This window comes from Dolichospermum compactum NIES-806, from assembly GCF_002368115.1.
GTDB lineage: Bacteria > Cyanobacteriota > Cyanobacteriia > Cyanobacteriales > Nostocaceae > Dolichospermum > Dolichospermum compactum.
Genome location: NZ_AP018316.1, coordinates 47,541 through 68,858, shown reverse-complemented (window position 1 = coordinate 68,858; position 21,318 = coordinate 47,541). Strand labels below are relative to the sequence as shown.

20 protein-coding genes and 1 pseudogene are annotated in these 21,318 nt (G+C 37.2%); 8 read left to right on the top strand and 13 right to left on the bottom strand.

The genetic code is table 11. From position 1 onward, the window contains the following. Positions 1–110 precede the first annotated feature (110 nt). Positions 111–2,222 (top strand): S8 family serine peptidase, encoded by a 2,112-nt coding sequence (locus tag CA730_RS00330; RefSeq protein WP_096662585.1) that lies wholly within the window; start codon positions 111–113, stop codon positions 2,220–2,222. A gap of 220 nt (positions 2,223–2,442) precedes the next feature. On the opposite strand, the gene CA730_RS25050 is transcribed toward CA730_RS00330, so the two are convergent. Further along, positions 2,443–2,829, bottom strand: coding sequence for a helix-turn-helix domain-containing protein (locus CA730_RS25050; RefSeq protein ID WP_197705479.1), 387 nt, complete (start codon positions 2,827–2,829; stop codon positions 2,443–2,445). Between the two features lie 338 nt (positions 2,830–3,167). On the opposite strand from CA730_RS25050, the gene CA730_RS00315 reads away from it, so the two are divergent. Both CA730_RS00315 and CA730_RS00310 read left to right on the top strand, forming a co-directional pair. Further along, on the top strand, positions 3,168–3,581 hold the full coding sequence (locus tag CA730_RS00315) for a hypothetical protein (protein ID WP_096662581.1): 414 nt from the start codon (positions 3,168–3,170) through the stop codon (positions 3,579–3,581). Positions 3,582–3,779: 198 nt separating this feature from the next. Continuing rightward, a complete protein-coding gene (locus CA730_RS00310) occupies positions 3,780–4,934 on the top strand; it encodes an LptF/LptG family permease (RefSeq protein ID WP_096662579.1) in 1,155 nt (384 codons plus the stop codon). 105 nt (positions 4,935–5,039) lie between these two features. Here the strand turns inward: CA730_RS00310 and CA730_RS00305 are convergent, their stop codons facing one another. The 3 genes from CA730_RS00305 to grxC all read right to left on the bottom strand — a co-directional run bounded on the left by CA730_RS00305 (position 5,040) and on the right by grxC (position 6,835). Continuing rightward, on the bottom strand, positions 5,040–5,807 hold the full coding sequence (locus tag CA730_RS00305; protein ID WP_096662577.1) for a lysophospholipid acyltransferase family protein: 768 nt from the start codon (positions 5,805–5,807) through the stop codon (positions 5,040–5,042). 112 nt (positions 5,808–5,919) lie between these two features. Beyond that, positions 5,920–6,360: a tRNA adenosine(34) deaminase TadA gene (gene tadA / locus CA730_RS00300; RefSeq protein WP_231939938.1), complete on the bottom strand. Its 441-nt coding sequence runs from the start codon at positions 6,358–6,360 to the stop codon at positions 5,920–5,922. Between the two features lie 154 nt (positions 6,361–6,514). Continuing rightward, a complete protein-coding gene (gene grxC / locus CA730_RS00295) occupies positions 6,515–6,835 on the bottom strand; it encodes a glutaredoxin 3 (protein WP_096662573.1) in 321 nt (106 codons plus the stop codon). 261 nt (positions 6,836–7,096) lie between these two features. Here grxC and CA730_RS00290 point away from each other — a divergent pair, with 261 nt between their 5' ends. The 5 genes from CA730_RS00290 (at position 7,097) to CA730_RS00270 (ending at position 11,610) form a co-directional block, all read left to right on the top strand. Further along, positions 7,097–8,200 (top strand): amino acid ABC transporter substrate-binding protein, encoded by a 1,104-nt coding sequence (locus CA730_RS00290; RefSeq protein WP_096662571.1) that lies wholly within the window; start codon positions 7,097–7,099, stop codon positions 8,198–8,200. A gap of 38 nt (positions 8,201–8,238) precedes the next feature. Then, complete coding sequence (locus CA730_RS00285; protein ID WP_096662568.1) at positions 8,239–9,165, top strand: amino acid ABC transporter permease; 927 nt, start codon at positions 8,239–8,241, stop codon at positions 9,163–9,165. 55 nt (positions 9,166–9,220) lie between these two features. Further along, entirely contained in the window at positions 9,221–9,478 is a 258-nt protein-coding gene (locus tag CA730_RS00280) for a hypothetical protein (RefSeq protein WP_096662566.1), read from the top strand. 38 nt (positions 9,479–9,516) lie between these two features. After that, positions 9,517–10,662, top strand: a complete 1,146-nt coding sequence (locus CA730_RS00275) for an amino acid ABC transporter permease (protein WP_096662564.1) — start codon at positions 9,517–9,519, stop codon at positions 10,660–10,662. Between the two features lie 207 nt (positions 10,663–10,869). Then, the gene (locus CA730_RS00270) at positions 10,870–11,610 is read left to right on the top strand and encodes an amino acid ABC transporter ATP-binding protein (RefSeq protein ID WP_096662562.1); all 741 of its coding nucleotides are present in this window, start codon (positions 10,870–10,872) and stop codon (positions 11,608–11,610) included. Between the two features lie 96 nt (positions 11,611–11,706). Here the strand turns inward: CA730_RS00270 and CA730_RS25325 are convergent, their stop codons facing one another. The 9 genes and pseudogenes from CA730_RS25325 to carB form a co-directional block, all read right to left on the bottom strand. Then, positions 11,707–11,835, bottom strand: coding sequence for a DUF29 domain-containing protein (locus CA730_RS25325; RefSeq protein WP_228039434.1), 129 nt, complete (start codon positions 11,833–11,835; stop codon positions 11,707–11,709). A 51-nt stretch (positions 11,836–11,886) separates the two neighbouring features. Continuing rightward, entirely contained in the window at positions 11,887–12,183 is a 297-nt protein-coding gene (locus CA730_RS00260; protein WP_039202436.1) for a helix-turn-helix domain-containing protein, read from the bottom strand. Between the two features lie 14 nt (positions 12,184–12,197). Next, positions 12,198–12,491, bottom strand: a complete 294-nt coding sequence (locus CA730_RS00255) for a type II toxin-antitoxin system HigB family toxin (protein ID WP_096662560.1) — start codon at positions 12,489–12,491, stop codon at positions 12,198–12,200. A gap of 181 nt (positions 12,492–12,672) precedes the next feature. Then, positions 12,673–14,649: a DUF262 domain-containing protein gene (locus CA730_RS00250; RefSeq protein WP_096662558.1), complete on the bottom strand. Its 1,977-nt coding sequence runs from the start codon at positions 14,647–14,649 to the stop codon at positions 12,673–12,675. 189 nt (positions 14,650–14,838) lie between these two features. Continuing rightward, positions 14,839–14,925 (bottom strand): annotated as a pseudogene (locus CA730_RS26305) (hypothetical protein); the annotation flags it as partial. A gap of 15 nt (positions 14,926–14,940) precedes the next feature. Beyond that, positions 14,941–15,378 (bottom strand): 8-oxo-dGTP diphosphatase MutT, encoded by a 438-nt coding sequence (gene mutT / locus CA730_RS00240; RefSeq protein WP_096671173.1) that lies wholly within the window; start codon positions 15,376–15,378, stop codon positions 14,941–14,943. Positions 15,379–15,595: 217 nt separating this feature from the next. Further along, positions 15,596–15,940, bottom strand: coding sequence for a DUF760 domain-containing protein (locus CA730_RS00235; protein ID WP_096662556.1), 345 nt, complete (start codon positions 15,938–15,940; stop codon positions 15,596–15,598). A 382-nt stretch (positions 15,941–16,322) separates the two neighbouring features. Then, positions 16,323–17,279, bottom strand: a complete 957-nt coding sequence (locus CA730_RS00230; RefSeq protein ID WP_096662554.1) for an RNA polymerase sigma factor, RpoD/SigA family — start codon at positions 17,277–17,279, stop codon at positions 16,323–16,325. Positions 17,280–17,757: 478 nt separating this feature from the next. Beyond that, positions 17,758–21,051 (bottom strand): carbamoyl-phosphate synthase large subunit, encoded by a 3,294-nt coding sequence (gene carB, locus CA730_RS00225; RefSeq protein WP_096662552.1) that lies wholly within the window; start codon positions 21,049–21,051, stop codon positions 17,758–17,760. Between the last annotated feature and the right edge of the window lie 267 nt (positions 21,052–21,318).

Below are 21,318 nucleotides of genomic sequence, written 5' to 3'. Positions count from 1 at the left end.
ACAAATGCCTTGGATTTTGTCCCATTGCTGTGCGACCATAAACGTTCCACAAACCAACCTACGAATCAAGGTTTTTTCAATTTGGCTAATTCCACCAATCCCCAATTCTTATGAGTGATAATATTAATCCTGCGGATTTTCCTGAATCAGATGTAGCAAATAACGGCGAGTCACTAACCTTACAACGGGGTGGTGAAGAGTTAACGCTAGAAAAAACGCTATATCGTTTTACTATTCGTCCTAATGCTAATTTTCCCCATGAAAAATTAACACAGATTCCTGGTAGCGTATGGCGGCGGAGTATTCCTCAAGCAAAATTAGAACTATATACGGTTTTTCCTAATCAGCTAGATGCAGTCATGTCTCAACTCCGTGCTGATGAAAATGTGGACTTTGTGAGTCATGTTTATACATTGGAAAATAATCCCGGAACTTTTGTTTATCTCAGTGACCAAATTACCATTCAATTTGCTACTTGGGTAGATAATACTAAAATTAATACTATTACCAGTACATTGAATTTAGTTCAAGATAAACCAGTATTCGGCATACCAAATACCTTCATTTTTCTTGTTAATAAACAAGCCACACAAAATCCCGTTAAAATTACCAATTATTTACAAACACTGCCAGAAGTTTTAGCGGCTGAACCGAATATTCTCATTCAACAAGAACCCCATTATAAACCCAAAGATTCTCTTTATTCCCAGCAATGGTATCTCAATCATAATAGTAGTAATCAATTGGTAGCTGGTTCGCATATTTCTGTGGAACAAGCTTGGGATACTACTCGTGGTGTGCGTTCTATAGTGGTGGCTGTAGTAGATGATTCCTTTGATTTAAAACATCCAGATTTTCAAGGTACAGGTAAAATTGTTGCTCCTAGAGATCTAAAAGAAAACGATTTTTTACCCTTACCTGGAGAAAAAGAAACTAGTCATGGGACTGCTTGTGCAGGATTAGCTGTAGCTGAAGAAAATGGTTCGGGAATTGTGGGAGTTGCTCCTGGTTGTGCAATGATGCCCATTCGCACTACTGGCTTTTTAGATGATCAATCAATTGAGGATATTTTTGATTGGGCGGTAGAAAAAGGCGCGAGTGTAATTTCTTGTAGTTGGGGAGCTTCTGCTGTTTATTTCCCCCTTTCTATTCGGCAAAAAGCGGCTATTAACCGGGCTGCTACCAATGGACGCAGGGGAAAAGGATGTGTGATTGTTTTCGCAGCCGGAAATGCTAATCGTCCGATTAATGGGACTGTAAATGAACAGAACTGGCCGAAAAATATTGTCCAAGGGAAGACAAATTGGTTGAGCGGTTTTGCTGTTCATCCTGATGTGATTACTGTATCTGCATCTACTAGTTTGAATAAAAAGGCTGCTTATAGTAATTGGGGAGGTAATGTTTCTGTTTGCGCTCCTAGTAATAATGCTCCCCCAGGAATGTGGTTTCAGGAAACTGGTTTTGTTTATACACAACCGGCAATTGTTTCTTCTCTATTTGGATTGGGAGTATTTACAACAGATCAAATAGGTGCGGCTGGTTATGATGCGGGAAATTTTACTAAAAACTTTGGTGGGACTTCTAGTGCTACTCCCGTAGTCGCAGGAGTAGCGGCTTTGGTATTATCAGCTAATCCTGATTTAACGGCTCAACAAGTTAAACGTATTCTCCAAGATACGGCTGATAAAATTGTGGATAATAACCCTGATCTTCAGTTGGGTGTGCGTGGGGGTACTTATGATAGTAATGGTCATAGTCAATGGTTTGGTTATGGCAAAGTCAATGCAGCTAAGGCTGTGAGACTAGCGCAGCAGATGGGTGCGGTTGCTAAAATTACGAATAAACAAATCCAGTTCAAAAATTCTCAGGTTGTGGATATTCCTGATAATAATAGACAGGGGATTAAAAGTATGATCGGTATTAATGAAGCTGTCAATGTCACAGATATCCAAGTTACCGTGAATATCACCCATGATTTTTTAGGAGATTTAGAAGTTTATTTAATTGCTCCTAATAATCAGCGGATTTTATTACAAAGTCGCACATTAGGTCGTCGTAATCAATTACAAAATACTTACACAGTGCGATCGCATCCTGCCCTGAAACAATTACTTTCTTTACCCGCAAAAGGTAACTGGCAATTACAAGTTATTGACTACGCTGCTTTAGATGTGGGCAAACTTAATAACTGGGAATTGGTAATTGGAGTAGGTAATAAATAATTACGTAATTGGAATCGCTATAGCGGTATGCACTTGCATGATATACATCATAGCCCCCTCATCGCTTGCGGGGAGGGGGTTGGGGTTGGGGTTCTTGTATCTCACTCAATCGAGAACCGCTATAACTGGTATATCAATTCCTATTTTAGTGAAGTACAAGCAATAATAATTAAACGCAGATGGACGCTGACAAACGCAGATAGTTTTGTACTTCATTAGACTAGGAAATGCTATAATTGGTAATTGGTAATTGGTAATTGGTAATTGGTAATTGGTAATTGGTAATTGGTAATTGGTAATTGGTAATTGGTAATTGGTAATTGGTAATTGGTAATTGGTAATTGGTAATTGGTAATTGGTAATTGGTAATTGGTAATTGGTAATTGGAATAATTGTTATTTTCTCTTGTCTTTTTCTCTTGGTTATTATTAATTATTTCTTCTGTTGGTAAACAATCTTCCCAATTCAATTCTAACTCTCTGCATATCCTTTTCAAGGAGTCAATTGAAATTGGTTGACCTTGAAAAAATTTGGTAACTGTTGTTCTAGATAAATGATATTTAGCAAAATCGGATTTTGATTCAAATCCTAGTCTAATTAAAGCCATTTCGGCCTTCTCTATACATTGACAAGAGGCTGTCACGGTAATTCTTTTCTTTTTTTGATCATTACTAGGGCTTCTCATCACCTAAAAACATATTATTACTGACAGTATTTATTCTCTCATAAAAAGTCTCTCATCATGTATCAACAAATCTTATATGCCTCTAAATCCCTTTGAAAGAAGCAGATTGAATAATTTAAAAGTGTCTAATATTACAATCAAAAACTTTTTCAACGACCTCCAAGTTAATCATAAAACAGTCACAAGACAATCATTACTTATACAGTAGTTGAGATTTTTAGATTTAGAGTGGGATAAGTAAATCTATGTAAAACTACTTTATGTTAAGAATTTTTTCAACTCATAGGCTTTTTGGATTTCTACTGATTGGTTTAATGATTACCTCCTGTGGTGGAGGTACATCAAGTAATACTCCTAGTACAGGTACATCTAGCGGTACATCTGATAATACTTCTAATACCCCCACAGGTACATCTAGCGGTACATCTAATAATACTTCTAATACCCCCACAGGTACATCTAGCGGTACACCTAATAATACTTCTGGTGGAGGAGGTGGAACATCTAGTCTTGCTGACAAAGCTGAAATGGAATGGCAATTATATCAAAGTGATTGTAGTTTAGCTGGACCTCTTCCTGCGAAAACCTTTAGCGATGGTTCAAGAGGGAGATGTATACCCGGAGCGCGTAGACGACCAGATGGATCTAGTATACCACAAGCTTTTAGAAATTAGAAATAACTAACAATGGAATATGTTAGTAGTAGGTTGGGTAGAGCGACAGCGAAACCCAACATTTCCAAAAATAACTTAACCAGCAGTTTACGAAAAACAAAAATAAGATTAATAAGCGCACCACAAAATTTTTATCACTAATATCTGTATATCAAAATATCGTCAACTGCTGCAACTACATAACCAGCAAAATGATAAATGAAAAAAATAAATATTTTTCCTCGCATATCATTATTAGAGCGCTATTTAATCTCGGAAATTACCCCGATTTTACTATTTACCATAGTTATTGTTACTGTTGTTGCGGAATCAATTGGTATATCATTCGAGCAATTTAGTTTTCTCCTGACGGAACAAATATCTTTCGGTACTTTAATATATTTACACATTCTTAAAGTACCTGAGTTTATTGTTTTGGCTGTACCAATTGCTATTTTAATGACCACAATATTCGTTTATAATAAATTATCAATTACCAGTGAAATTATTGCTTTACAAAGTTGTGGAATAAGTTTGTATAAATTAATCTGTCCAGCGATTCATCTAAGTCTTATTCTTTCATTAATCCTATTTATTGTTAATGAGGGTATTGTCCCTATCTCTAACTATAAAGCTGCTATTACCTTAGAAGAAGTGATGAATATAAATAGATGGGATCTTAAAAGTGATCACATTGTTTATAAAGAATTAGCCAACAGAAATTATGAACAAATATCTGATAAAGATAATTATCTTAAATACTTCTTTTACTCAGAGAGATTTAGTGATGGAAAAATGCAAGAAGTTACCTTATTAATTAGAGATAATCGGGGTTTGAAGGTAATTATAAAATCTAAATTTGCTGAATGGAATGAAGGAAACAAATATTGGTTTTTTTATAATGGTGTCAAGAGTATAATTAATCCAGATGGTTCTTATGGTCAGGGAATTAAGTTTGATGAAGTTCGCCTTAATCTTTCTAGTATATCTCGGCAATTTCAACTAGATAGGGAAAAATTAGATCATAGAGAAATGAATATATTTCAAATTTATCAACGATTGTTAGTTGCAAAAAAAGCAGGAGATATCCCGAATCTAATCAAATTACAAGTTAATCTTCAAAAAAGATTTACCTTACCTATTTCCTGCGCTGTATTGGCTTTTTTGGGTACAGCTATAGGAATTAATTTGCAACCAAGGATTAAATATAATAGTTTTACAGTTACTTTAGTAATTCTGGGGTTAATGAAAATATTTGAGGCGGTTATTAATGCTTTAATTATTTCAGGAAGTATCTATAGTTGTGTAATATGGCTACCAAATATTTTGGCTACAGGTTTTAGCTTTTACATATTAACTGAAAAAAATTCCTGAAATCGGATTATATTTGTTAAATACCTGTAAGTAATGGGAACTAGGGGAGGAATTTTCCTGATTGTAACTTATGAATGGGCGCAAGCCCTGCGCCCCTACCTGATTTTAATTATGAATTTCTGCAAAAATGCGATCGCTAATTTCTACTTCTTGATGACTTAATTGTTTTAATTTATGGGTTAAATCTGCCGTCAGCCTTTTGGCTTCTAGTTTTAAATTTCCATTCATATAATCTGCGGCTTTGATAGGTTCACCAATATGAACATTCACATCAGCACCCCAATTAGGATAGGGTTCACTGTAGTGGATACCGACAGGGATAACCTTAATATCTAATCCTGGATAGGTAGATTCAGCAGTCACAGCTAAACGAGCGATTCCCGGCTTGAGGGGATGAAGTTGACCATCACGATGAATACCACCTTCGGGATAAATAACTAACATTTCCCCCTGCTGCATTAATTCTACCGTATGCCGGAGAGTAGCGATCGCTGGACGGTCAATATTCACAGGAAAACCACCCATTCGCAGCACAAACCAACCTTGCAACCCTTGACATTCATTACTCGTTACCATAAATCGCATATCTCTACCCGTCACACAACGACCAGTCGCGTAGGGCAAAACCAGGGAATCCCAACGGGAACGATGGGTAGGTGCAAGAATCACCGGTCCACTTTTAGGAATATTTTCTCTTCCAGTCACTTTAATATGCCCAAAGAAAGATGGCAAAACCATGTAGCGTCCTAGAAGATAAGCAACACGGATTAACCAAGGCGAAACCCGCGAGGTACTCGGAAGCACCAATGGATTTACAGGCGTATTTCTAGTTTTTGAATGGCGGTTAGTAGAAGCAAAGTATGATTTGATCATGACGGTGGCTGATTTTTTGGCGAATAAAAGATGACACAAACTTGATTATGTCCACCGTAGATTTTCTTGGGTAATTTGTGTTTTTCCATTTGGACAGTCTGATCTGTGTCTGTTATTTTTGCTGACGTTGGGTAGCAAACCAATTTTGTAATTGTTCTCGACAGTCTGATTCTAGAATACCTCCCACCACTTTCAACCTGTGATTAGAGGCTGGGTGATCAGGGATGTTAATAACAGTACGAATAGCGCCAGTTTTGGTATCGTCCACACCATAGACCAATTTTCCTAATCGTGCATGAACTATAGCACCGGCACACATCGGACAGGGTTCTAGATTGACATATAAAGTACATTGATGCAAGCGCCAACTTTGTAAAACTTGACTAGCAGCCCGAATCGCCATAATTTCTGCGTGTGCAGTCGGATCTTGATCTCGCTCTTTGCGATTTTCACCCACAGCAACCAATTGATTATTCATATCAACAATCACAGCCCCCACGGGAACTTCACCAGCATCACCAGCCACTCGTGCCAATTCCAGAGCGTGATTCATCCATTTTCGATGTTTTAAATATTCTGGGTGTTCAAGCATGAGGGGAAGAAGGGGTAGGGGCGCAGGGCTTGCGCCCAGGAGTCAGGAGTTAACGAACCACGAAGGTACGAAGGACACGAAGGAAGAAAAGGAAGAGGAAGAAGAAAATTACCAATTACCCATTACCCGCAACCTGACATAACAGAGGGTCAAGTTGAGCTTTTGCATCTAATTGATACAGGTCATCACAACCGCCAATATGTTGATTATTAATAAAAATTTGGGGGACGCTACGGCGACCGTCGGCGCGTTCTGCCATGCTTGTTCTAGCTGTTTCGTCGCCGTCAATTTTGTATTCGGTGAAATTAACACCTTTCCATGATAGTAGCATTTTAGCGCGAATGCAGTAGGGGCAAGTTTGCCAAGTATAAATTTCAACATTGGCTTTGATTCGCTCTGGGTGGCGACCGAGAAGAGAGTTGAGAAAATTTAGCATATTCTTAATTAAGAGGTTTTTTGTAGGTAGGTCAGTAAAATTGATTATATAAAAGATTTGAATTTGATGTAGGGGTAGCGCCCCCGTGCCTACCCCGGTATTTGGGGCAACTATAGGGGGTTTGCCCCTACGTAATTCATGGGTTTAGGGATTTTCAAAATGTTTAATTTTGCTCTCCTAAGAAGATATATTTGCCACGAGTATCAATAAATGTTTCAATTATGTGGAAACATCCAAAGAAGATTCTTGGGAAAAACAATTATGAAATTTAGTAAATTATCTGTAATTTTACAGGGGATAGGGATGCCTTTAGCGATCGCTCCTTTAATCTTAATTCTGAGCGCCTGTAATGATCAACCACAAAATAATCCCAATACACAAAATCCCGACAGCACCCCCCCAGGACAAGTTACTCGCGTGATCTGGAATCGCATTAAAAGCCGTGGACAGCTTGTTTGTGGCGTTAGCGGGGAACTACCAGGATTTAGTTTTGTCGGCACTGACGGCAAATATAGCGGCATTGACGTTGATATTTGTCGGGCTGTTGCAGCAGCAGTATTTGATAATCCAGATGCGGTAGAATATCGCAATCTCAACACCAAGGAGCGATTTACAGCTTTGCAAACTGGAGAGGTAGATATTCTCAGTCGCAATACTAGCTGGACTTTTAGCCGTGCAACTTCCCAGGGTTTAGATTTTGCCCCTGTGGTATTTTATGATGGTCAAGCCGTCATGGTCCGTAAAAATAGCAATATTAAATCTATCAAAGACCTGAAGGACAAAGCCATTTGTGTGCAAACTGGAACTACCACCGAACAAAATTTAGCAGACCAAATGCGGAAACGGGGAATTACTTATAAATCCGTTGTTTTTGAAGATGTGAATATCACCTTTGCTACTTATGCAGAAGGACGTTGTGATGCCGTAACCACAGACCGTTCTGCACTGGTTTCTCGACGCACAACCCTACCTAAACCAGACGATAATATCATTTTAGATGATGTTCTTTCTTCTGAACCTCTAGCACCAGCAGTTGCTAAGGGTGACAGTCAGTGGAGTGATATAGTCAAATGGACTATTTATGCTTTGGTGAAAGCAGAAGAATTAGGCATTAATTCTCAAAATTTAGCAGAGTTTGCTAATAGTAAAGATCCCGATATCAAACGTTTTTTAGGAACAGAAGGAAACCTGGGCGAAGGAATTGGTTTAACAAAGGATTTTGCTGCCAAAATAATTAAGCACGTTGGTAACTATGACGAAATTTATGATCGCAATTTGGGAGCAAAAACAAAACTAAATCTCCCCCGGGGACAAAATCAAATTTCCACGAAAGGAGGATTACTCTATTCTCCACCTTTCCGCTAAGGAAGCAAGAGAAATTTCTTACTATTAACAACTGACTAATGACCAATTCAAAACTTCCTTTGTGGCGTGATTATCGCTTTTGGCAAAATGCCATTCAGCTAATTTTTGTATTTTTAGCAGTATTTGTATTTGTTATCTTCTGGGGGAATGTCAGCCGAAATTTACAGCAATTAGGAATTCAATTTGGATTTAATTTTCTCAAGCAACAGGCATCTTTTGATATTGGGGAAACTCTCATTAACTACAAACCAACGGATGCTTATAATTATGCTTTATTGGTGGGATTAGTTAATTCTCTAAGAATAGCAGTAATGGGAATTTTCGTCACCACAATTGTGGGAATTACTGCGGGAATTGCAAGATTATCAGATAATTGGTTAGTGAAAAAAATTACGGTTGTCTATGTAGAGGTTTTTCGGAATACTCCATTATTATTACAATTGCTATTTTGGTATTTTGCAGTTTTCTTGAGTTTTCCTAAAGCCGAAAATAAAGTTTCCTTTTTGGGGTTTGCTAACTTTAGCCAAAATGGAATTCAATTTCCCTGGTTTACCTTGTCTCCAGAATTTTCTAGTTTATTATTGGGGTTAACTTTTTACACAGGTGCGTTTATTGCGGAAATTGTGCGCGGGGGAATTCAATCAGTCCCGACAGGACAACTAGAAGCAGCCAAATCCTTGGGGTTAAACCCAGGTTTAGCAATGCGATTGGTTATTTTTCCCCAAGCTTTGCGGGTGATTATTCCCCCATTAACTAGTCAATATCTCAATTTAACCAAAAATTCCAGTTTAGCGATCGCTATCGGTTATCCTGATATTTATTTCGTAGCTTCTACAACCTTTAACCAAACGGGGAAAGCTGTAGAAGTGATGCTGTTAATTATGATCACCTATCTAACTTTGAGTTTGATAATTTCTTTGACTATGAATTTATTTAATCGTTCTGTGCAAATTAAGGAAAGATAAATCGTTAAATTATGAGTCCTATTTGCTAAAATTGTAATCATCACAACACAAATCAATGACCATGTACTCCACCAACCCACACCAAGAACTCTTACAAGCGATCGCTAATCTTAGTGATCAACAAATCCCACTTGTCTTACAATTTATCTCATCATTGGAAACACCTGTTAACAATTATCCAACTTCGGATAAAACAGTTTTAGAACGAATGGGTGGTTATCCACAATTCTTACTAGAAGGATCAGGAGATTTGTCAGATAGAGATGTACGCAAAAAAGCGAATTTATCGTCGCTATCGAAAACAACCATTTAATCGCATATTTTTACCTTAATTAGACTGAAATTTCCATAATGATTAAACTAACTTGGTTAAGAAAAAATCTCTTTAATAATTGGTACAATAGTTTACTAACTGTTGTTTGTTTTATATTTCTATTTTGGTTAGTTCAAGGATTTGCATCTTGGTTAATTACCAAAGCACAATGGCAAGTAATCCAAGTTAATTTACATTTATTTTTAGTAGGAAGATTTCCCCAAAGTTTATATTGGCGAATTTGGGTTGTTTTGGGAATATCTACAACTTTAACCACAATTACTGGGGGTGCATTTACCAAAAAAGCCATATTTACAAAACGCAATTCTCTGATTACTGCTATTATTATCGGGATTTTATTATTTATTTTACCCATACCATTAACAAGCCGTTTATGGTTATTATTAATTACAGGTTTAATAGTTGCAGGTTTGATAATTGGTCAAAAATTTACTAAAATTATCACACCTTGGCTTTCGCTAACTTGGTTATTATCTTGTCCCCTAATTATCTGGTTAATTGGTGGTGGTTTAGGATTACAACCTGTATCTACAAACCTATGGAATGGTTTATTACTTACCCTATTAATGGCAATAATTAGTATTGTTCTTTCCTTCCCCATAGGAGTTTTACTCGCATTAGGAAGAACCAGTAATTTACCCGTAGTCCGGTGGTTTTCTATTCTTTATATTGAAATCGTCAGAGGATTACCCTTAATTGGGATTCTATTTTTAGCCCAAGTCATGTTACCCTTATTTTTACCACCAGATTTACGTTTAGATAGATTACTCAGAGGTATTGTGGGACTAATATTATTTAGTGCAGCATACATGGCTGAAAACGTGCGCGGGGGATTACAAGCAATTCCCAGAGGACAAATAGAAGCAGGAAAAGCACTAGGATTAAACACACCTTTATTACTCATATTAATCATATTACCCCAAGCATTACGCGCAGTTATTCCCGCAATTGTTGGTCAATTTATTGGTTTATTTAAAGATACTTCCCTTTTATCATTAGTAGGATTAGTAGAATTAACAGGAATGGCACGTTCTATCTTAGCACAACCACAATTTTTAGGAAGATATGCAGAAGTATATTTATTTATTGGTTTGATTTATTGGGTATTTTGTTATTCAATGTCCTTAGCTGCTAAAAACCTAGAGAAACAATTAACATCGTAGGTTGGGTTGACGCAAGGAAACCCAACATTCCTAAAATCTTAAACTACACAAAAGGAATAATTGTCAGAATCAGGATATCCAGGATTAAAGGATAAACAGGATGAAAAACAATGATTTTATTACCAACTACCCGTAGGTTGGGTTGACGCAAGGAAACCCAACATTCCTAAATATCTATTTAAATCTTAAACTACACAAAAGGAATATATGACAGAATCAAACCCGATAATTATTGCTGAAGATGTTCACAAATGGTATGGCAAATTTCACGCCCTCCAAGGTGTCAGTTTAACCGTAGAACGGGGAGAAGTTGTTGTTTTAATGGGACCATCCGGTTCAGGAAAATCAACCTTTATTAGAACATTTAACGCCTTAGAAGAATATCAACAAGGAATTATTAGCATTGACGGAATTATCCTCAGTCATGATTTAAGAAATATTGAAACAATTCGTCGAGAAGTGGGAATGGTATTTCAGCAATTTAATTTATTTCCCCATTTAACAGTTTTAGAAAATATCACCTTAGCACCAATATATGTCCGCAAAATATCCAAAGTTAAAGCGGAAGCATTAGCAATGCAATTATTAGAAAGAGTGGGAATTTTAGCACAAGCACAAAAATATCCCGGACAATTATCCGGTGGACAACAACAACGAGTAGCCATAGCACGTGCATTAGCAATGCAACCAAAAATTATGTTATTTGATGAACCGACATCAGCTTTAGATCCAGAAATGGTGAGAGAAGTTTTAGACGTAATGCGAAATCTGGCTAATGACGGAATGACAATGGTAGTTGTTACCCATGAAGTCGGATTTGCGCGAGAAGTTGCTGATAGAGTTGTCTTAATGGATAGCGGTTTGTTAGTTGAATCTTCTACCCCCGACACCTTTTTTACTAATCCCAAAGAAGAAAGAACTAGGAAATTTTTATCCCAAATTCTCTAGGTTGATTTAATTCAGTCCAAAGATCCCCGAATTCTTAATTTAATCTTTTGTAAATAATAATAATTTATCAAAGAAGTCGGGGATCTAAATGCAGGTTTAACGATGTCCAAATATTGGGAAGATTTGATAATCTTCTTTATCTATTTCTGTCCAGCAATTTTCTAGTAATAATTTGGCTGTTTCTTCAAGCCAGATATTGAAGTCTATTTGATAAGTTATGGTCATAAATTTAATTTACCTCTGACTACAATTATTTGATGACATGATAATCAATAATCAGTGAGTCATTTCATTTAAAGCTATATTAATTATTTCTTCACTAACTCCATGATGTTTTAAATTTTCAATAAAAGTAGAAACTCCTTGATTACGACTTTCTAAATAATATAATATAGCTGCGATAGGAGATGGAGGATCAATAGGATAATTTTGTTGTTCATAGACTTCTACTAAAGTCGTTAAAATATCTAATTTCTCATATTCTGGTGTATTAGGTTCAGCATCAAAAATTTGTTCGATTTCTTTTAATGCCTGTTGATAATCTGATTCTGTTCTAATGGGTTTTAAGTTCATAATATCAAACCTCCTTAAACAATAGTAGCATCTATTTTGTCATATTCTTGATGAGTACCAATAAAGCGAATAAAAATAATGCCAATTTCATAACGAATATGGATAATTAACCCATAATTATTACCTTTAATATTAAAAACTACTCGGTTATTGGCAATAATACTGGCATTAGCATAAACTTCTTTAATATCTGATGGACTTTGCCAATTTGCACGGGAAGCATCATCAAACCATGCTTTTAAAGGCTGTTCTATATCAGGATGTTTTTGCCAATATTCTCTTAGGGTAATCCGAGCAATAATTCTCATTGTTATAGTTTTTATTAAAAGGATATTTTTTTCTCAAAAAAAATTAGTTGACCATGATCTAGAATCAGGTCTTTGTGTAAAATGCAGGTAATTACATAATATCTCGATCTTTTTTTGACGCAAAGGAGCTAAGGAGCAAAAGAGAAAAATAAGGTTTTTGGAAAATGATACCTAACATAAATTAAGTTGTGGTTTCTATTTGCCAATCTTCTAGAGAAATTTCTGCCGTTTCGATAGCTTTTATACAAAAAGCATTAATATCTCTAGCTGATAAGTTGACATTAACAAACACCCCATTTTCTAATTTTCTCGTATCCCGAAAATCTTTTTCATCTCTACTAATGAACCGGGGAAATTGTTCCATAATATCCTTAAATTTATCAGGATCTAAATCAGCAATCACATTTAAAGTCTTTTCTAAAACATCCCGCCAACTTTTGACAGGATATTCCTTACCAAAAATTTTTAGTTGTTTGGGAGTTGTACCCCTTACCTTAGTTTTCGCAGGATTCATAAGATTTTCATTACCAAAGTAAGGCCAAATTTGTAAAACTTTTTCTGCTAAATATAAACTCCTTTTTTCTATATCTTCTCTTTTCCAAGTTTCTTGATTTTCAAAGTATTTATTGATTTCTAAATGACTATTAATCAATATTTCTTTTTTCTCGATAAATTCCAAATTATATAATTCACCATTGTAAGCTGTGATAGTTAGATTACCCAAAGAATGAAGTAGTAAATCATGAGTTATCCCCCAATGTTCCCCTAAATGTTCTTGCCACCATTTATTTATAGTTTGTGGCATAATATGTTCAATCTCCAGACCATCGAAAATGACCTGTTCTTTATGATTAAAAGATTCTTCAATAGATTTTAAAATTAATTTACCTTTTTTAGAACGTCCAGCACCGTATAATTTAACATCCAATAAACTTTTCTGAAATTCTGTATCTTTGGGATAATCACGATTTTGTAAATCTAGTTTTAATCTTTCCACAAAATCAGCATGAGCTAAATTACTTGCTTTGCTAACTTGAGAATACAGTACAGAAAATATCCTATTTAATCCCCTGGTTTGGACGTTACAAATAAATCGGCGAATAATGAAATTTTCTAAAATGTGAAAAACAGCAATAAAATCTGCTTCTGAAAGTTTATTTTTTTCATAATCATGATAACAATTAAGTAAAAAAGGATAAACGGTAGCTTGTTCTAAACGGTTGATTCTTTCCAAACAACGACGAATTTTTAAATTATTCTCTTTTAGTGGATCTAAAAGTTTTGCATAATATTCCGAAAATTCATATAAATCTTTTAAATAATCAATAGCATCTCTTTTGATCATTCTTTCTTTAATCTGAAAATAAACTTCATCTTTCTTGATTTCTACGCCATCTCTGGTTAAATAATGTCTGATAAATTCCGTTAAATTAATATCTAAAGTTTGTTGCATTGGTAGCCAATATTTATTATAAGCATCGTCTTGATTTTCGGTATTAATTCTCAAGAAAAAATAATTACGAATTAAATCTGCTTGTGTTAAAGGTTCACCTTTAGCATTGAGACTTTCAAAGACTAAATAAGGATTATCTTCTGTACTTAAAACAACGCTCACAATAGATAAATAACTACAAATTACTTTCTTGAGATCAGAAAAATCTAAATCACTTTGTCTGATCTTCTTTTCAAAAAATACATAACATTCAGTAATACCAGAATTATTTACATAATCTTGTCCATTAATTAAACTATGAAAAGACTGTCTATCTACCTGGGTAGGTTGAAGTTTATAATGGTCTAAACCTTTTTTATATGGATTAACAATAATAGTATTATGAATTTCTGCGGCTAACTCATCATGAATATTTTTAGCTTTATCTCGCAAAGCACAAAGCAGGATAAAAATAGTAGTTAAACGTTGTTGTCCATCAATTAATAAATATTTACTTACACCTTCAGGTATAGCAGAAGTTGGCATAGTGACAATAGAACCCATAAAATGAGGACGACGATTATCGCCATGATATAGTTCTAAAATATCATTCCATAGAGATTCCCACTGAGATTTTTTCCAACTGTAGGTTCTCTGAAACAAGGGAACAACATACTGTTTATTACCTTCAATAATCTCTTGCAGCTTAGTTTCTGATGCTTGCATGGTTAATGTACTCTGATTTACTCAATAGTTATGCTTTTAGTATAAAAGAATCTTGTATAAATAGCACAAGATAGCGTAACAAAATTAAACATCAAATATATCCAGGGAATAAATTCCCTGTCTAAAAGCAAAAGTCGGTTAAAACCGACTCATAAAAAATATCTTTTCCTCTTTGCGTGAGAAAACATTTTAACTTTGATTGGCTATCCAAATTACCAAATTATCAGGTTGTGAAAAATCCAAAAGTGCTTCCGAAAGCTCATCTAAATTTTCACCTGATAACTCTTGAGTTTATGACTCTAACTTTGCAGATTTTTCCTGATAATATTTCCTCAAAGCCGTGATAATTTCTCCATTCGCTTCTGGAAAGGTAAAATTATCCAATTCATCTAAACTCACCCAGCGAATTTCATCACATTCTATGGCTTGGGGAATACCTGCTAAATGTTGAGAATGATGAACTGTTAAAGTTACTCGCAAATGAGTATAGGTATGATCAATAGTAATTAGATGTTCTCCAACGGCAATTTCCATGCCCAATTCTTCAGAAATTTCTCGTTTAATACATTCTTGAATAGTTTCACCAACTTCAATTTTCCCCCCCGGAAATTCCCAGAAACCACCCATTGCACCTGTAGGTAAGCGTCTATCAATCAATATCTGTTTTTGGTCATTCCAGATAACAGCAACACCAATAATTTTATGAGGAATAGAGATACTTTCATTCATATAGGGAACAGGGAATAGGGAACGGGTAATGGGTAATGGGTAATGGGGAATAGGGAACGGGTAATGGGGAATAGGGAATAAATTCTTTCTTTCCAATTACCAATTACCAATTACCAATTACCAATTACCAATTACCAGTCAATCATAACAAAACTCGGTAGAATTACTATATTTCTACCGAGTTGATATTTATTTTGATAATTTTCCTACAAAAATACTATTCAACTTCGCTACTATTGGCTTCTATTCCTTGCATAACTGTATCAAAGCCCATTCTTTGTTCTGCATTTCGTAAAAAATAACCACTAATCATCGCGGATGCTAATAAGCGACCTAAGTTTTCCCGATTAGTAGAAATAGTAATCCCGAACTGTTCAGAAGGTAAATTTCCTAAAAGTCCAATAATATTCCGTTCCATTACCTGCAAAACTTCTGTAGAAGTCGGTTTAGATAATTGATTAACTGTTTCTGGACTTAATGATTTAACATATTGCCATAATAAATTACTTGTTTCCGACTCACTATTAAAAAATTCTGATACTCGATTAGATTTGTTACTCACGTTTGACCTCCTGTACTGCCACTACTAACGACGGTGTTTGTGACTGGAATAACTTGTAGTTATTGCTTATTCGATCTAGTTGACTATTATATAATTCATGTCAACCAATCTAACAGTTTATTCCTTTCGAGGGAGTCGGTTTAACCGTACTCAAATGGGAGTGTTTTTCACCTATTGAGTAAGTATACCTGAGTTCGATATAAGATAATTTGTGGAAAACTGCCCCAATTATGAGTTTCAAACCCTTATTCTCTCTTTGAAAAAATCATAACTCCGTTCGCGTAGCGTCTCCGAACTCCTAACACCGAACTCAAATGAGTATGGGTGGGGAAACTCCACCCACAAGGCGAAAAATAACTGACGGTTAACTAATAACAACTGACTAACTGGCAAGATACTCATTCATAGTTGCTTTAGATTTGCGAAGTTTGTTGAGGGCTTCACGTTCAATTTGGCGGACTCGTTCCCGGCTAATATTCAGGATTTCACCAATTTTAGCTAAAGTTAAGGATTGTCCATCTACTAAACCAAAGCGGAGACTAATGACTTCCTTTTGCTGGGGTGTGAGTTCTGACATGATCCGCTCTAAGTCATAAGATAGAGAAGTTTGCATGACAAAATCTTCTGGTGTCGCTCCTGTATCTTCTAGCATTTCTCCCAGTTCGGTGTCATAGTTATCTCCTAGCCGCAAGTCTAGAGATAATGGTAGACGGGCTTTTTCTAGGTACTCTCGCACCTGTTTGGGTGTTAGATCTAATTCTTGGGATAATTCCGCTACTGTGGGCGCACGTCCTAGTCCTTGGGAAAGTTGCCGCTGGGCTTTTTTAATTTTGTTGAGTTTTTCCGTAATATGAATAGGTAAGCGAATTGTCCGGGCTTTTTCGGCGATCGCCCGAGTAATGGCTTGACGTATCCACCAATAGGCATAAGTAGAAAATCTGTATCCTTTGGTAGGGTCAAATTTCTCTACACCCCGCTGCATTCCGATACTGCCTTCTTGAATGAGGTCAAGTAAGTCAACATTACGTTTAATGTACTTTTTGGCAACGGACACGACTAAACGGAGATTGGCTTCTACCATTTTCCGTTTAGCGATTTCACCAACAGCGATCGCCTGATTTAATTCGGATACTTCTATATCAGAGGCTACTGCCCATTCTTCTACACTTGGTTCATGACCTAACTGGGTAGCAAGACCTTCCCGGATCTCATGCAAGGCAGTAGATCGTTGCACCTGTTTACCATAAAAAATCTCTTCTTCGTGGGTGAGAAGTGGCACACGGCCAATCTCACGCAGGTAAGTCCGCACGAGGTCGGTGGCTGATTGAGCGGTCTTCATGGCGCTACTCTTGGGTAATGGTAGGTTTGCTGATAGGGTCGTTAACGAAATAATGTTTTGAGATTTGTCGTACCCGATAAACTCAGGTTGCCCATATTTGGGTAAATTAGGTACTTCACTGCCAAACGTTACATCTGTCTCCTTGTTTCCACAAGTATCTATAGTTAGATACACAGTAGCAAGTCAAACATTTTTTGTGTTTTCGGGAATATTAATAATTGTAACATTTATGAGAATAATTTGACTATAGGGAAACCCGCACTTCGGCAGTGATTTGGGATCACCTCAGACTCTGAAATTACTGAACAGTATACATTTACTGGGATAATGGCTAATCTCCTAGCTCAGAAATAGCTTCCTCATATTTGTTAAAATATCTCAATGATAACGATAATGATTTTTTTGTAACGATTGCTTAATGTTTTGTCAGTGGTCAGTTGTCAGTTGTCAGTGGGAAAGGACAACTGACAAAGGACAATTAACTCCTTGGACAGTATTCTTGGATTACCTTGACATCTAAAGTTGTGTTTTGCAAGGAACGGATAGCTGCGGCTGTGGCTCTAGCGCCTGCAATAGTAGTAATGATGGGGATTTTGTAGCCTAAAGCGGTGCGACGAATTAACTTAGAATCGGCATGAGCTTCTTCTCCAGAAGGTGTGTTAATGATCAGTTGAATGTTGCCATTTTTAATGGCATCCAGGACATGAGGACGACCTTCATGGAGTTTGAGGACTGATTTCACGTCTAACCCTTGTTCTTGCAGAACTTGGCGTGTCCCTTGGGTGGCGATAATTGTAAAGCCTAACTTAATAAACTCCTTAACTACATCTCCTGCGAGAGGTTTGTCTCTGTCACTCATGGACACAAATACAGTCCCCTGAAGTGGTAATTTTTCCCCAGCGCCTAATTCTGCTTTGGCAAAGGCGCGTCCGAAATCGCTGTCAATGCCCATTACTTCACCAGTTGAGCGCATTTCTGGCCCCAAAATTGTATCTGTACCAGGGAATTTACTAAATGGTAAAACTGCTTCTTTGACAGCAATATGAGAGGGAATGACTTCTTTTGTAAATTTCACTTCCTCTAAGGTTTTCCCCGACATAATTAAGGATGCGAGTTTGGCTAATTGTACCCCTGTGGCTTTAGATACAAAGGGAACTGTCCGCGATGCTCTGGGGTTAGCTTCTAAAATATACACTTGAGGAGAATAGCCATTTGCACCGACTACGGCAAATTGAATATTCATCAACCCAACTACAGATAGAGCTTGTGCTAATTGCACTGTCCATAAACGGATTTGGTTGAGGACGGCGGGAGAGAGGGAAATGGAAGGTAGGGAACAAGCTGAGTCACCGGAGTGAATCCCTGCCTGTTCAATGTGTTCCATAATACCACCAATGACGACATTGCCAGTATGATCGGCGATCGCATCTACATCTACTTCAATGGCGTTTTCTAAGAATTTATCAATTAAAATCGGGTGATCTGGTTCTACTTGTACAGCAAAGGTCATGTAGCGTTCTAATTCAGTATCGGAATAAACGATTTCCATCGCTCGTCCTCCCAATACATAACTAGGACGCACCACCACAGGATACCCAATCCGCTTGGCAACAATTAAAGCATCTTCATAACTTCTCGCCATACCATTAGGCGGTTGAGCGATATTCAATTCTTGCAGAATCTTTTCAAACCGTTCCCTATTTTCCGCCATATCTATAGAATCGGGAGATGTTCCCCAAATCTCTGTATTTTGGATTTGGGATTTGGGATTTGGGATTTCCTGATTTTGGGCTGCTTGTTGTTGAAGATACTCTTGCAGAGGAACGGCTAATTTTAATGGTGTTTGTCCACCAAATTGGACGATGATACCGACGGGGTTTTCGGCTTCGATGATGTTGAGAACGTCTTCTTTAGTTAATGGTTCAAAATACAGGCGATCGCTGGTATCGTAATCTGTAGAAACTGTTTCTGGGTTAGAATTGACCATAATTGTTTCATACCCGGCATCATGTAAAGAATACGCAGCATGACAACAACAATAATCAAACTCAATTCCTTGACCAATGCGGTTCGGACCACCACCCAAAATCATCACCTTGGGTTTATCTGTTGGTAATACTTCCGTTTCTTCTTCGTAAGTAGAATAGTAGTATGGAGTCAGGGCTTCAAATTCAGCAGCACAGGTATCAACGGTTTTGTAAACTGGGATAACTTCTAGCTGTTTGCGATATGTGCGAACTTCGTCTTCTTTGGTTTTTGTAGCATAAGCTATTTGGCGATCGCTAAATCCATTTCTTTTCACATCATACATTTGCGCTTTTGTGAACTGCTTCAAGGGAGTGCGTTTGAGAAATTTTTCTATTTCTAGCAGTTCTTGTAATTTATCTAAAAACCAAGGGTCAATGGCCGTCAGTTCATAAATTTCCTCATTAGTCATTCCTAACTGCATAGCATGACGCACAGAAAAGATGCGTTCTGGGTTAGGTGTCCGCAATTGGGCGCGAATTTGTTCCCCACTGGGTAATTTTTCGGCTTTATCACAACCCCAACCAGCGCGACCGGTTTCTAAGGAACGCAAAGCTTTTTGAAAGGATTCATTAAATGTCCGGCCAATAGCCATTGCTTCTCCCACTGACTTCATTTGTGTTGTTAGCACGGAATCAGAACCAGGGAATTTTTCAAACGCGAACCGGGGAATTTTTGTAACTACATAATCAATTGTTGGTTCAAAGGAAGCGGGGGTTTTTTTGGTAATATCGTTTTGCAATTCATTCAAAGTGTAACCCACAGCTAACTTAGCGGCGATTTTGGCAATAGGAAACCCTGTGGCTTTGGAAGATAACGCCGAACTACGAGAAACGCGGGGGTTCATTTCAATTACCACCACATCCCCATTTTCGGGATTTACGGCAAACTGGATATTAGAACCGCCGGTTTCCACACCAATTTCGCGGATAATTTTAATGGCCATATCCCGCAACCGTTGATATTCTTTATCGGTGAGGGTTTGGGCAGGGGCAACGGTGATAGAATCCCCTGTATGAATCCCCATAGGGTCGAGATTTTCGATAGAACAGATAATCACGACGTTATCTGCTAAGTCTCGCATAACTTCTAATTCATACTCTTTCCAACCCAGCAAAGATTGGTCAATGAGAATTTGGGACACGGGACTAGCGTCAATTCCTACCTGCGCCATTTCTTCAAATTCTTCTTGATTATAGGCGATACCCCCACCAGTCCCCCCCATTGTAAAGGCTGGACGGATAATTAAGGGATATGTACCAATTTGGAGAGCGATCGCTTTTGATTCGTCTAAAGTTGAAGCTGTACCACTGGGACATACTGCAACCCCAATTTTGTCCATAGCCTCATTAAATAGTTTTCTATCTTCGGCTTTTTCAATGGCGGGTAATTTCGCACCAATTAACTCGACGTTGTATTTCTCCAAAACGCCATTTTTCGCCAAAGCTACAGCCAAGTTGAGGGCGGTTTGTCCTCCCATTGTTGGCAATAAAGCATCTGGGCGTTCTTTGGCGATCACTTTTTCAACTATTTCCGGTGTCAACGGTTCAATATAGGTGCGGTCTGCTGTTTCCGGGTCGGTCATAATGGTAGCTGGGTTGGAGTTCACCAGCACGACTTCATAGCCTTCTTCTCGCAAGGCTTTACAGGCTTGAGTTCCAGAGTAGTCAAATTCACAGGCTTGGCCAATTACAATTGGACCTGAACCCAACAGGAGAATTTTTTTGAGGTCTTGACGACGGGGCATAGTTTTTACCTTAGATTACAAAAATACAAATCTTGACTATTTTAAGGGTCTTTACCCCTCATCATGCCATTCATTATTAACTTTTCCGGGTTTTGATTACGGTAAGGGGAAGGATTTATAGAAATGGGGGATTTTTGGTACTGGTTTTTACATTTTTTTCTCACGCAGAGGCGCGGAGGCGCGGAGAGAGGTTAAGTGTTTATTTATTCGTTATGGATTATGGCAATAAAACTGCACAGATAATTAATTTATCTTTCTTTATTTACG